We start from the raw sequence: 12,426 nt of genomic DNA on the forward strand, positions 1-12,426 counted from the left end.
GATCAGGGCACCGGCTGGGTGGTCACCCGCATCGGCTCCAGCGCGCGGAACCGGCGGCCGTATTCGTCGGTCAGCTCGCGGGCCTGCTGCGGATCGCGGATGACGCGCGGCGTCAGCAGGATGATCACTTCGCTGCGGTCGGTGCGCGAGGTCTGCGTGCCGAACAGGCCGCCGATCACCGGGATCCGGCTCAGGCCCGGGATGCCGCTCGAGCCACGGGCCACGCCGTCGCTGATCAGGCCGGCCAGCATCACCGTCTCGCCGCTCTGCACGGCGGCCTCGGTCTTCAGGCGCCGGGTGTCGATCGGCACGTTGCAGTTGACGTCGCAGTTCTGCGGCACCGGCCCCGGCGAGCTGACTTCCTGGACCATCTCCAGGAACACCATGCCCTCGCGGGTGACGCGCGGGCGCACCCGCAGGATCACGCCGGTGTCCAGGTACTGCACCTGGGCGACGGTGCCTTCGTTGCCGCCGATCGGGTTGAACGACACCGTCTGCACCGGGATGCTCGTGCCGACGTTGAGTTCGGCCTCGGCGTTGTTGCGCACGACCACCGACGGGGTCTGCAGCAACTGCACGTCGGTGACCTCGTCCAGCGCGCTGATGGTGGCCATCGCGTTGTTGCCCAGGAACGTCCAGGCCAGCCCCGCGTTGCCCGCGCTGCCCTCGATGTCGCCCCAGAAGCCGCGGTTCAGCGCGGCGCCGCGCAGGCTGTCGTCGATCGCGTTCTCGAAGAACCAGTTCACGCCGTAGCGGAGGTCGCCGGCGAGCTTCACCTCGGCGACCTGGGCCTCGATGTGCACCTGCAGCGGCATCACGTCCAGGCGCTCGACGACCTCGCGGATCGACCGCCACGCCTGCGGCGTGGCGCGCACCAGCAGCGTGTTGGTCTCCTCGACCGCGGACACGCCCACGCGGGATCCCTCGACCTCCAGCGCGACGCTGCCGTCGCCCTCCTCGCGCGGGTCCAGCGACATCGTGCTTTCCATCCCGCCGCCCTGCCCGCCGGCGGACATGCCGTCCCCCATCCCGGCGTCGCGGCCGCCGCCGAGCGAGCGGCCTCCGCCACCGCCGCCGAGGCTGCCCGCGGTCAGTCCCGGCATCAGCGAGGGCTCGCCGCGACCGCGGCTCGAACCCTGGTTGCCGCCGAACACCTCCGAAAGCCGCTGGGCGAGATCGCGTGCGCGCACGTACTTGAGCTCGTGAGAGAACAGCTGCGGCTCGCCGCCCGCGTCGGCGATCCGGTCCAGCCACTGCTGGATGTCGTCCAGGTACGCCGGCTGCGGCGTGATCACCAGCACCGCGTTGGCGCCGTCCAGCGGCAGGAAGCGGAACATGCCGGCGACGGGCGAGTTGCTGTCCTCGCCGAACACCTTCTCCAGGTCCGACACCACGTCCGAGGCCTTGCCGGCGACGGGATACACGCCGACCGACATGCCGCTCAGCCAGTCGACGTCGAAGATCTCGATCGTGCGCAGGTAGTTCTGCAGTTCGGCGCGCGTGCCGGCGATGGTGATGAGGTTGCGCGCGGAGTCCGTGGCGACGATGGCGTTCGGCCGCGCGTACGGCTCGAGCACCTTCTTCATCTCCTCGGCGGAGATGTAGCGCAACGGGACCACCCGCGACTCGAAGCCGCGCGCGGCCGACGCCGGCCCGGTGCTCGGCGCCACCGTGCCGGCCAGCGCGACGTCGGACGGCACGATGTTGTAGCGGCCGTCCGAATACACCATGCGCGCGTTGTTCCAGGCGAGCACCATCTCCAGCAGGCTCAGCGCCTGCGCCGGGCTGACGGCCTGCGGCGTGGCCAGGGTCACCGTGCCCTGCACGCCCGGCGCGATCACGTAGTTCTGGCCGAGCATGTCGCCCAGCACCGCCTTCACGACCGCGTGCAGCGCCTCGCCCTCGAAATTCAGCCGCACCGCGCCGCTGGTGCCGCCCAGATCCGGGCGCGGCGCGGCGGCGGCCGCCTGGTTGATCACCTGGCCCGTCCCGCGACGGACCTGTGGTGCCGGGTCGCCGGTCGCCGCGCCCCGTTCGGGCAGGATCTCGGTGGTCGTGGCCCCCGGCGTCGTGCCGGCCTGCGCGCCCGCGGGCGGCGCGGTGCCGATCGCACCGGCGCGCGACACCACCGGCCCGGGCATCGTGGTGCAGGCCGCCAGCAGCAGCGCCAGCGCGAACCCGGCCAGGCCCGCGCGCAGCGGTCGTGGCCCGGTGGGCGCGGCGCCCGGAGCGGCATGGGCCGGCGTCTGGCTCTGGATCCGGGGCGATGTCGTCAGGGGCGATGTCGTCATCGGGTGCACTCTATCGGGTCGGTGGCGACATGGGCGGATCCTCGCGGCCGGCCTCGCCTGTGGGTTTCGCGTTGCCGCCGGACTGCGCCTCGCGCCGCAACTGCTCGCGACGCGCCTCGATGCGTCGGCGGATCGCGTCCATCCGCGCCTGCGCGTCATCGGCGGTGGGGGCCTGGTCGGCCTCCGCGGATTCGACGGTTTGGGGCGCGGCGGTGGGCATCGCGGCGTCCGGCGGCGCGGGCGCGTCCGCGTCGGTCATCACGTCGGCCGATGCCGGCGGCGCCGGCGGTTGCGACGGCGTCGGTGGCGCCCCGCCCACGCCATCCCAGGTGCGCAGGTCGATCGCCTGCTGGCCCTCCGGCCCCTCGAACACGGCGCTGCGCGGATGCACGGCGACCAGGCGCCAGGCGCCGGCGCCTTCCGGCGACTCGCCCACGCGCAGGCGCACGGGCTCGCCGCCACCGGCCGGCTGCAGCACCGCGATCTGCAGCGACGGCGCCTGGATCACGCCGGTCAGGACGTAGTCGAAGGTCTGCGCCTCGGCGCCGGGCTCGCCGGACTGCAGCGAGAACGGCTTCGGACGGCGGTCGGAGGTGAACAGCGGGCGGCTGCCGATCTCGTCGTACTGCGCCAGCGGGCCGAGTCGCGCGGGCGCGGGCGCCACGTCGCGCGGCAGGGGCCGCTGCAGCGAGGGATCGTCCGGCAGCGGCTCGATGCGCCCGCCCATGCCGGCCAGCGCGAGCACCCACGCCACCGCGCCACCACCCGCGAGGGCGGCCAGCAACCAGGTGCGCGGGCCGGCGGCGTCAAGGCGCATCGACCACCCCGCCATCGGACGCCGGCGTCGGCCGCAGGAAGCCGTGCAGCTCGAAGCTTGCGTCCATGCCGCCCTGCCCCCCGCTCGAGCCACCCAGGAAGACCCGCGTCTCGGCGACCAGGTTGAGGTTGTCCACGAACAGGCGCGGGGTCCCGCTCTCCAGCGCGTGCAGCACCGCAGCCAGTTCGGCGTGGCCGCACCGCAGGCGCGCCTGCACGGTCACACGCCGGTAGTCGTCCTCGCGGCCCGCGGCGGGCACGGGTGCGCGGTTGGTGATCGCGCAGGCCGTGTTTCCGGGGCTCGCCTCCTGCACCACCGACTCGAGCCGCTGCACCAGGCTTGCCGTCGCCAGTTCGGCGGTGGGCTCCTCGAGGAAACCCGCGCCCCGCGCCTGCGTGGCACGCACTTCCTGCAGCCGCGTCGCCAGCGCGGGCGCCTGCTGCAATTGCGCGCGCACGCGCAGGTCGCGCTCGCGCAGCGCCTCGATGCGCGCCTGCGCCTCGGCCATCGGCACGGTCCACCACGGGTGCAGGAGCAACAGGTACGCGAGCGCGAGCACGCCGAGCAGCAGCGCGAGTGCCAGCCAGCGGTCGCGGTCAGCGGGCAGCCGCATCGCCGGCCTCCGTGTCCGTGACCGGCGCCGCGCCGGGTGCCGGTGGGGCCACCAGCTGGGCGGTGAGCGTGAAGCGGTCGCGCCCGGTCCGCGGGTCGGGCTGCAGCGCCCCGGTGAGCGCCGGCGAGCGCCACAGGCTGGATGCCTCCAGCCGGCGCACCAGCGCCGAGGCCTCGGCGCTCAGGCCGATGATCAGCAAGCGGTCGTCCTCGACGGAGATCTTTTCCAGGTACGTGCTGTCGGGCAGCCGGCGCGCGAGTTCGTCCAGCACCTCGACCATCGCCGGGCGGGCCGCACGCGCTTGGTCGAGGAAGGCCTGGCCCTCGACGAGCGCCTGCAACTGCTGGCGCTGGATCGCGGCCTGGCGTGCCTGCTGGGCACGCGGCGCCAGCGCCTGTTCGAACGCGTCGGCCGCGTCGCGCCGGTTGTCCAGCACCTGCCACAGGGCGAGCGCGAGGGTGAGCAGCGCGACGCCCGCGAGCGCGAGGTTCCAGCCGCGCCAGGGATCGGCGACGTGCCGGCGTTCGGCCGGTGCCAGCAGGTTCACGCCGACCGGCAGGCCGTCCGCGCCCGCGACGTCGATGCCGGCGAGGCTGCGGTCGAGCGGACCGAGCGCCTGGCGCCCGGCCTGCACGGCGGTCCGCGGCACCGCGACCAGCTCCACCTCGACCTGCGCGTCGCCGCGCCGACCGACCACGCGCGCATCGTAGGCGACCGCCTCGGCGGGGAATGGCGTCTGTCGATCGATCTCGAAGCCCACCACCTCGCGCAGCCGATCGACCGCGGCGGCCGGGAGCACGAGCCGCCGCCGCAGCGCGTCGGCCGCGGGCAGCACCAGCCAGCGCGGCAGGTCGGCGAGCGCCGGGGACAGCAGGTGCGCGAACGGATCGGCCGTGGCCGCGTCGGCCGGGAGGGCGTCCGGCCACGGCGACGCGGGCAGCGGCACCTGGCCGAGGTCGCGCAGGTCGGCGTCCTCCTGCAGGCGGAGCCGCACTTCCGCGATCCCGTCCGCGCCGGTCGCCGGCGCGAGCAGCAACCGCCCGCGCTCGAGGCCGAACAGGATCCGCCAGCGACGCGGCAGCCACGCGGCGAGCGCACGGCCCCACCACGAGAGGAAACCGCCCCCGCCGGGCGCAACACGGGCACCCACGCGGCCGAGCCTGGCGCGCAGCGACGTCATCGCGACACCACTCCCTCCTCCCACGACAGGGGTGTGTAGACCGAGCCCGGCAGGCCGGTCCCGCCGGCGCGCACCACGACGCGAAGGGTCGAACGTCGACCGTCCTCGAGCTGCGCGCGGCTCTCGATACTATACGTGCCGCTGCCGCCGCCGGAGACCGGGCCCAAGCCCGGCAACATCGGCGGCGGCACGCCGGACGCGGGGTCCCAGCGCGCGCGCAGGCCGGCGACCTGCTCCGGGTCCAGTCCCAGCGCGGCCAGCACCGCGGGCGGCGCATACGCCGCGTCCGGCCGGCCGCGCCCCCCGAAGACGGTGATGTTGGGCACCAGCCGCGCGAACAGGTCCGGCGTCATGCCCAGCACCTGCTCGAGTTCGGCGATGCCCTCTATCGGCGCGTCCTTCGCGCCGTACGGGCGGTCGGCCGCCGCGTACTGCGCGTCCTCCGCGCCGCCGCCCGGCTGGGTCAGCGAATCGGTGTCGCGCCAGTCGACGATCGCCGCGGCCAACCGACCTGCGTCGCCGTCGGGGACATCCAGCACCCGCAGCAGGTTCGCGAGCAGGACCGCGTCGGCGAGGTTGAGGTCGAGCTTGCCGGATTCGTCCACCAGCGACACGTCGACCCGCGCGCCGTCGAACGTCCACGCGTACGGCCGGCCGTCCGGGACCCAGATCCGTTCGGGGTCCTGCGAGGACGCACGCGACACCGCGTACTCGATGCCGGCGCGCGCGGCCTGCGCCGCGGCGACGCCGCCGGCCAGCGTGCGACCCTGGTAGCGCTCGACCTGCGCGGTGAGCGCGAACGCCCCGACCAGCGCCGCCAGCATCGCCAGCAGCCACATCACCAGCAGCAGCGCCGCGCCGCGCGCCCGGGCCGTCGCCCCGCTCAACGCAGCCCGCCCGGCATGCCGCCGATCCCGCCTGCCCCGGCCAGCGGCAGCGCGATGACCATCGGCGGCCACTCGCGGCCCTCGCCATCCCGCACGGTGACCTCCACCTGCAGCGGCAGCTGCTCGGGAAGCATCCATTCGCCCGCCCATTCCCCCAGGCGCCCCTGGTCGTCCAGGGTGCGATAGCGGAAACGGACCGCGGCCAGGTCGTCGGCCAGCACCTCCGGCGGCCGCGGGTCCGGGGCCAGGGGCGCGTCGCCCGGGGGCGCGAGCACCTGCAGCGCCAGCAGCAGGCGCCGCGCGCCCTCGTCGCCTTCGATGGTGAGCGTGTGCACGTACGGGCCGCCATGGCCGAGGTAGTCCGGCAGGTCGGCGACGAAGGTCATGTGGTCGGGTCCGCCCGTGAAGCGGATCGGCAGCCCGCTGTCCTCGTCCACGGCGAAGGCCTGGGTGCGCGCGCCACCGATGCGCGAGCGCAGGAAGCCGGACACCGCGCGCATGCGTTCGGCGCGGGTGGCCTGCGCCTCGCCGCGCATCGCCACGCCGGTGGCCGCGCGCAGCGTCGCGAAGGCCAGCGCGAGCGCCGTGGCCAGTAGCACGGTGGCGAGGAGGATCTCGACCAGGGTGAAGCCGCCGGCGGTGCGGCGCGCGTTCATGGCAGCCGCACCGGCGCCGTCGGATCGGGCTGCACGAAACGCAGCGAACGCAGCGAGACCCGCTCGTCCGCGCCTTCGCCCCAGGCCACCTGCAGGTGCAGTTCCAGCAGCCGCGGGGCGACCGGGTCGAGCGGCCGGGCGGCGGCGGGCGGCAGGTCGGGGTCGGCCCACTCGGCCACCTCCATGCGCCAGCGGTAGCGGCCGTCCTCCAGTTCGCCTTCGCGTGTCCCCGGCGCCAGTGCCTCGCCCACGCCGGCCTGGTCGAGCAGCGATTGCGCATGCAGGGCCGCGCGCCCGGCGTCGGCCGACCAGCGGACCTGCCCGGTCGCGCGCGTCAGCGCGCCGAGGATCAGCGCCAGCCCCAGCGCGAGCAGCGCGAAGGCGACGATGACCTCGACCAGGGTGAAGCCCCCCGCGCGCGTGCGCGCCCTCATTCGCCCGCCTCCAACCGGCGCAGCCGGACCTCGCCGGTCATCCAGGCCACGTCGATGTCCCACGCCGCACCGTCGCGCGACACCGTGATGCGCCCGCCGCTGGCGGCACCGTCGGGCCAGAACACGATCGCGCCCACGCCTTCGGCCGGCTGCAGTTCGCGGGCACCGGTGAACGACACCTCGAGCGAATCGGGGATCTCCCCGTCCCGTCCGTTCGGCGCGGTCCACGTGCGCGTGGCCGGGTCGATCGTGAAGCGCTGCGGCTCGCCGGTGGCGATCGCCCTCGTGCGCGTGTAGCGCAGGTTCGAGCCGATGTCCTTGACCGTGGACCGCAACTGCATGCCCGCCATGCCGCCGCTGTACGCGGCGGCGGCGACGAGGCTCAGCGCCGCGATGAGCGCGACGACCAGCAGCATCTCCAGCAGGCTGACGCCGCGCGCGTGGCGTGCCGTCACGACGTCGCTCCCGGGGTCACTCGTAGCGGATGTCCGCGTCGGTGCTGCTGCCGCCCGGCTTGCCGTCCTTGCCCAGGCTCACCAGGTCGAACGGGCCCGACTCGCCCGGCACCGCGTACACGTACGGGTGGTTCCAGGGGTCGCGCAGTTCGGCGTCCTTGGCGTAGGGGCCGAGCCAGCCGGCGGCACCCGGGTCGGTGACCAGCGCGTCGAGCGTGTCCGGCAGCGCGCCGGTGTCCATCTCGTACGACTGCACCTTCTGCGCCAGCGTCTGCACCTGCGACTTGGCGAGGTTGGCCTTGGCGCGGTCGGCGCCGCCGAGCACGCGCGAGCCGACGAAGGTCAGCACCGCGCCGATCAGCACGATGACGATGATGATCTCGATCAGGCTCATGCCGCGCTGCTTGGCGCGCATCGCGCGGCCGGCGCGGATTGGGGAACGTCGGTTGTGCATCATTGGATCCTGTCTGCGGGGGCGAAGGGTTGGGACACGGCCGGCGTCGTCGCGCCGCCACGGTTGCGACCGCGCGGCCACGCCGCGGTTCCCTGCCCGGCGGCGATCATCCGATCGCCCCGGTCAGGTCGTACAGCGGCGTGAGGACGGCCAGGATGACCACGCCCACCAGCGCGGCGAGCAGGATGGTCACCACCGGCACCAGCGCGGCGAGCATCCGGTCCAGCGCCAGCGCGGTCTCGTGCTCGAAGGTGTCGGCGGTGCGCAGGAGCATGGCATCGAGCGCGCCGGACTCCTCGCCGACCTGGATCATCTGCAGCGCCAGCCGCGGGAAGCGCTTGCCGCGCGAGAGCGCCGTGGACAGCGCGACGCCGTTCTTGACCTCCTCGGCGGCGGCCTCCACGTCCGCGGCCAGCGTGCGGTTGGCCATCACGTTGCGGCCGATGCCCAGCGCGGCCATCAGCGGCACGCCGTTGCGCACCAGCGTGCCCAGCGTGCGTGCCAGGCGTGCGGTCTCGAGCTTGGCGATGAGCGGCCCGGCGATCTTCTGCCGCAGCAGCCAGTCGTCCAGCCGCGCGCGCACCGCGGGATCTCGCCGCTTGCGGTCCAGCCACCACGCCGCGAGCGCGGGCACCGCGACCAGCACGATCCAGAAGTCGGCCACGAACTGGCCCAACCCGAGCACCATGCGCGAGAACAGCGGCAGCTCCGCGTCCAGGCTCTCGTACATCGCAGCGAACTGCGGGACGACGTAACCGAGCAGGAACAGCATGCTCAGCCCGACCATCACCAGCAGGATCGCGGGGTAGATCAGCGCGTTCACCACCCGGCCGCGCAGCGCGCGGGAGCGCTCCAGGTACTCCGCCAGCCGCGCCAGCGTCTCGTGCAGGCTGCCGCCCGCCTCGCCCGCGCGAACCATGTTCACGTAAAGCCGCGAGAACGTGCCGTGCTGGCGCTCGAGCGCGGTCGACAGCGACGCGCCGCCGCGCACCGCGTCGCGCACGTCGGCGATGGTGCGCCGCGCGGATTCGTCCTCGGGCAGTTCCAGCAGGATCGTCAGCGCGCGGTCCAGCGGCTGGCCGGCGGACAGCAGCGTCGCCAGCTGCTGGGTGAACTGCACCAGCCTCGCGCCGGCGAACGGGCGGGCCTTGAACAGCGCGCGCCAGGTCGACTCGCCGCCACCCTCGCTGGCCGGGCGCGCCTCCACGGGCAGGTGGCCCTGCTCCTGCAGTCGCTGCGCGACCTCGGCGTCGCTGGCGGCCTCCATCTGCCCGTCGAGCAGCTCGCCGCGCGCGTTCAGCGCCTTGTAGCGGTACAGGGGCATCGATCCTCCGCCGTCACACGCACATACACGTCATTCCGCCACACCCGTCATTCCCGCGCAGGCGGGAATCCACCCACATCCCGCCACTCCGCCACACCCGTCATTCCCGCGCAGGCGGGAATCCATCCCCGCGCCCGTCAGGCAAATCCGCAGGCCGGCCTCACGCGAGAATCGACGGCCACAGATCCTCCCACGCCGGATTCATCGCCTCCACCAGCCGGATCTTCCACGCCCGGTTCCACTTCTTCAGCCGCTTCTCCCGCGTGATGGCCGACGCCATGTCGCCATGCACCTCGAACCACACCAGCCGTGTCACATCGTATTGCGTCGTGAAGCCCGCCACCACGTGCTCGCGGTGCTGCCAGACGCGGGCGACGAGGTTGCTGGTGACGCCGGTGTACAGCGTGCCGCGGGGGCGGCTGGCGAGGACGTAGACGGCGGGATGCCTGTCCATTGTCTGGGCCTCCTTGCCCGGGCGATGGATTCCCGCCTTCGCGGGAATGACGATGAGGTTGACTGGCGGGGTATGGATGGATTCCCGCCTTCGCGGGAATGACGATGAGCTGAGTGGCGGGATTCCCGCCTTCGCGGGAATGACGGTGCGGGTTGGAATGACGGTGTGGGGTGGAATGACGGTCCTGGGTGGAATCGCGGGTGGCGTCAGGCGTCTTCGGTGACGCGCAGGACCTCTTCGATGGTGGTCACGCCGGCCAGGGCCTTGGCAATGCCGTCCTCGTACATGGTGCGCATGCCGCGGTCGCGGGCGATGCGCTCGATCTCGCCCATCCCGGCGTGGCGCATCACCGCGCGACGCAGCTCGTCGTCCATGACCAGGAACTCCATGATCGTGGTGCGGCCAAGGTAGCCGCCCGGCGCCAGTTCCGAGCCCTTCGCGCGGTACAGGAAGATCTCGCCTTCCGGCTGGAAGCGGCGCAGGCCGAACTTCTCGATCTCCTCGGGGCTCGCCGGGTAGCGCTCGGCGTGCGTGGGCTCGAGCCGGCGCACCAGGCGCTGGGCGAGGATGCCGTTGACGGTCGATGTCAGCAGGTAGTCCTCCACCCCCATGTCGAGCATGCGGGTGATGCCGCCGGCGGCGTTGTTGGTGTGCAGCGTGCTGAGCACCAGGTGGCCGGTGAGCGCGGACTGGATCGCGATGCGCGCGGTCTCCAGGTCGCGCATCTCGCCGATCATGATGATGTCCGGGTCCTGGCGGACGATCGAGCGCAGCGCGTTGGCGAAGTCCAGGCCGATCTGCGGCTTGGCCTGGATCTGGTTGATGCCCTCGATCTGGTACTCGACCGGATCCTCGACGGTGATGATCTTGACGTCCGGCGTGTTGAGCCGCGACAGCGCCGTGTACAGCGTCGTGGTCTTGCCCGAGCCGGTCGGACCCGTCACCAGGAGGATGCCGTGCGGCTGCTGCAGCACGTGCTCGAACTGCGGCAGGAATTCGTCGGTGAAGCCGAGGCGGTGGAAGTCGAACACCACCGTCTCGCGGTCGAGCAGGCGCATCACCACCGACTCGCCGTGCGCGGTCGGCACCGTCGACACGCGCAGGTCCAGTTCCTTGCCCTGCACGCGGATCATGATCCGGCCGTCCTGCGGCAGCCGGCGCTCGGCGATGTTGAGCCGCGCCATGATCTTGATGCGGCTGATCACCGCGGCGGTCAGGTTCGCCGGCGGGCTCTCGCCCTCCTCCAGCACGCCGTCGATGCGGTAGCGCACCTTGAGCCGGTTCTCGAACGGCTCGATGTGGATGTCGGAGGCGCGCAGCTCGACCGCGCGCTGGATGACCAGGTTGACCAGGCGGATGACCGGCGCCTCGGACGCGAGGTCGCGCAGGTGCTCGACGTCGTCCAGGTCGCCGCCCTCGCCCTCGGCGGTCTCGACGATCGCGCCCATCGCGCTGCGGCCGGTGCCGTGCCAGCGCTCGACCAGGTCGTCGATCTCCGAACGCAGCGCCACGCTCGCGCGCGGCGCGCGGCCGGTGGCCAGGCGCACGGCGTCGAGCACGTACGGGTCCTGCGGGTCGGCGGCGAGCACGTCGACGTGGTCGGCCCCCTCGCCCACCGCCACCACGTGGAACTGCTTCATGAACTTCGCCGACAGCGCGGCGCCCGCGCCCTCGGGCGGCAGTTCCGGCACGTCCTTGGTGCTCACCAGCGGCAGGTCGAGGACGTCGGCCACGGTCTCGGCGTGGTCGCGCTCTGACACCAGCCCCAGCCTGCCGAGCAGGGTCAGCAGGCTGCCGCCGGTTTCCTCCTGCAGGCGGCGCGCGCGCGCCAGGTCGGGCGCCTTGAGGCGGCCCCGCTCGAGCAGCGCCTCGACGATCCGCGACTCCGCGTCCGTCGGTGCGCCACCCGCGTCCGGTGTCGGATCCATCACCGCATTCATCGCGCCGTCCTCCTGCACCAGCGCACTCTAGCAGCGTGGCGCGGACGCGTGCCGGCCGTCGCGGCGACGGACGGGAGGACGACCCGGGGCCTGTCCGGCATGGAATTTGCGTCATCCATGTCAAGGACAACGGCGTCCCGCCGACGTCCCGACGGGAGGGGGGCGACATGCCGGGGGACGGGGTGCCGACACGGCCGGAGCGACGCCGCGAACGCGAGGAACGCCCCGCCGGCCTGCGCTGGATCGCCCGCGCGCGCAGCCTGGTCGCCGTCCTGGACCTGATGCCCAATGCATTGCTGCTGCTGGAGCCGGATGCACGGTGCCGGATCTGGCACGCCAACGTGGCCGCGCAACGCCGGCTCCAGGCCGGGTACGGCCTGCGCGTGGTCGACGACAGGTTGGTCGTCGACGGGCCCGGGCTGGATGCGCGCCTGCAGCAGCTCGCCCGCGCCTGCACGCGGCCGGGCACCGGCGCGTCGCTGGACCTGCCGGTGCCCTGCGTGGCGGGCACGCCCCTGCGCCTGCGCCTGGAGGCGCTGGACTTCGGCGCCAGCGCGGACCTGCCCGTGCAGCGCCTCGTGCTGGCCGAAGTCCTCGGCGGCGGCCTCGACACCGAGGCGGTCGCGGCGCTGTGCCGGGCGCACGGACTGACGCGCAAGGAAGCCGAGGCCGCGCTGATGCTGCATGCCACCGGCTCGGTCGCGGGCATCGCCGCGCAGTCGGGCCGGTCGGTGCACACGGTGCGCACGCAGCTCAAGGCGGCGATGGCCAAGACCGGCACGCACAGCCAGGCGGCGCTCGTCGCGCTGGTCGGCGCCCGCCTGCGGGGCGGTTCGCTACCGCCCGTCGCCCCTACACCACGTGGGCGATGAAGCCCGGCCGCACCGCGCCCTAGCGTCACCGCTCGCAACGATCCTTTGG

Annotated in this window: 13 protein-coding genes; 1 reads left to right on the plus strand and 12 read right to left on the minus strand. The window is 73.5% G+C overall.

Going from position 1 to position 12,426, the window contains the following annotated elements:
- Positions 1-2 precede the first annotated feature (2 nt).
- From gspD to gspE, 12 genes are all read right to left on the minus strand, one after another.
- Complete coding sequence (gspD, locus tag ACYU7H_RS04125) at positions 3-2,141, minus strand: type II secretion system secretin GspD (protein WP_460813063.1); 2,139 nt, start codon at positions 2,139-2,141, stop codon at positions 3-5.
- A 160-nt stretch (positions 2,142-2,301) separates the two neighbouring features.
- Positions 2,302-3,108: a type II secretion system protein XpsN gene (locus ACYU7H_RS04130; protein WP_460812700.1), complete on the minus strand. Its 807-nt coding sequence runs from the start codon at positions 3,106-3,108 to the stop codon at positions 2,302-2,304.
- Entirely contained in the window at positions 3,098-3,721 is a 624-nt protein-coding gene (gene gspM / locus ACYU7H_RS04135; RefSeq protein WP_460812702.1) for a type II secretion system protein GspM, read from the minus strand. The genes ACYU7H_RS04130 and gspM overlap by 11 nt, the downstream gene beginning before the upstream one ends.
- Positions 3,705-4,901, minus strand: a complete 1,197-nt coding sequence (locus tag ACYU7H_RS04140; protein ID WP_460812703.1) for a PilN domain-containing protein — start codon at positions 4,899-4,901, stop codon at positions 3,705-3,707. The genes gspM and ACYU7H_RS04140 overlap by 17 nt, the downstream gene beginning before the upstream one ends.
- A complete protein-coding gene (locus tag ACYU7H_RS04145; protein WP_460813065.1) occupies positions 4,898-5,740 on the minus strand; it encodes a type II secretion system minor pseudopilin in 843 nt (280 codons plus the stop codon). Before ACYU7H_RS04145 ends, ACYU7H_RS04140 begins: the two co-directional genes overlap by 4 nt.
- Positions 5,741-5,784: 44 nt before the next feature.
- Complete coding sequence (locus ACYU7H_RS04150; RefSeq protein WP_460812705.1) at positions 5,785-6,444, minus strand: type II secretion system protein J; 660 nt, start codon at positions 6,442-6,444, stop codon at positions 5,785-5,787.
- Positions 6,441-6,878, minus strand: coding sequence for a type II secretion system protein XpsI (xpsI, locus tag ACYU7H_RS04155; RefSeq protein ID WP_460812706.1), 438 nt, complete (start codon positions 6,876-6,878; stop codon positions 6,441-6,443). The genes ACYU7H_RS04150 and xpsI overlap by 4 nt, the downstream gene beginning before the upstream one ends.
- On the minus strand, positions 6,875-7,333 hold the full coding sequence (gene xpsH / locus ACYU7H_RS04160) for a type II secretion system protein XpsH (protein WP_460812708.1): 459 nt from the start codon (positions 7,331-7,333) through the stop codon (positions 6,875-6,877). The genes xpsI and xpsH overlap by 4 nt, the downstream gene beginning before the upstream one ends.
- A gap of 16 nt (positions 7,334-7,349) precedes the next feature.
- The gene (gene gspG, locus ACYU7H_RS04165) at positions 7,350-7,787 is read right to left on the minus strand and encodes a type II secretion system major pseudopilin GspG (protein WP_460812709.1); all 438 of its coding nucleotides are present in this window, start codon (positions 7,785-7,787) and stop codon (positions 7,350-7,352) included.
- Positions 7,788-7,893: 106 nt separating this feature from the next.
- On the minus strand, positions 7,894-9,111 hold the full coding sequence (gene xpsF / locus ACYU7H_RS04170; RefSeq protein WP_460812711.1) for a type II secretion system protein XpsF: 1,218 nt from the start codon (positions 9,109-9,111) through the stop codon (positions 7,894-7,896).
- Positions 9,112-9,271: 160 nt separating this feature from the next.
- Complete coding sequence (locus ACYU7H_RS04175) at positions 9,272-9,565, minus strand: GIY-YIG nuclease family protein (protein WP_460812713.1); 294 nt, start codon at positions 9,563-9,565, stop codon at positions 9,272-9,274.
- Between the two features lie 206 nt (positions 9,566-9,771).
- Positions 9,772-11,505: a type II secretion system ATPase GspE gene (gene gspE / locus ACYU7H_RS04180; protein WP_460813067.1), complete on the minus strand. Its 1,734-nt coding sequence runs from the start codon at positions 11,503-11,505 to the stop codon at positions 9,772-9,774.
- 167 nt (positions 11,506-11,672) lie between these two features.
- Between gspE and ACYU7H_RS04185 the strand changes: the two genes are divergently transcribed.
- Positions 11,673-12,377 carry a helix-turn-helix transcriptional regulator gene (locus ACYU7H_RS04185; RefSeq protein WP_460812715.1) on the plus strand — a complete coding sequence of 235 codons (705 nt, stop codon included), beginning with the start codon at positions 11,673-11,675 and terminating at the stop codon, positions 12,375-12,377.
- Positions 12,378-12,426: the final 49 nt, after the last annotated feature.

It is taken from the genome of Luteimonas pelagia (assembly GCF_054776035.1).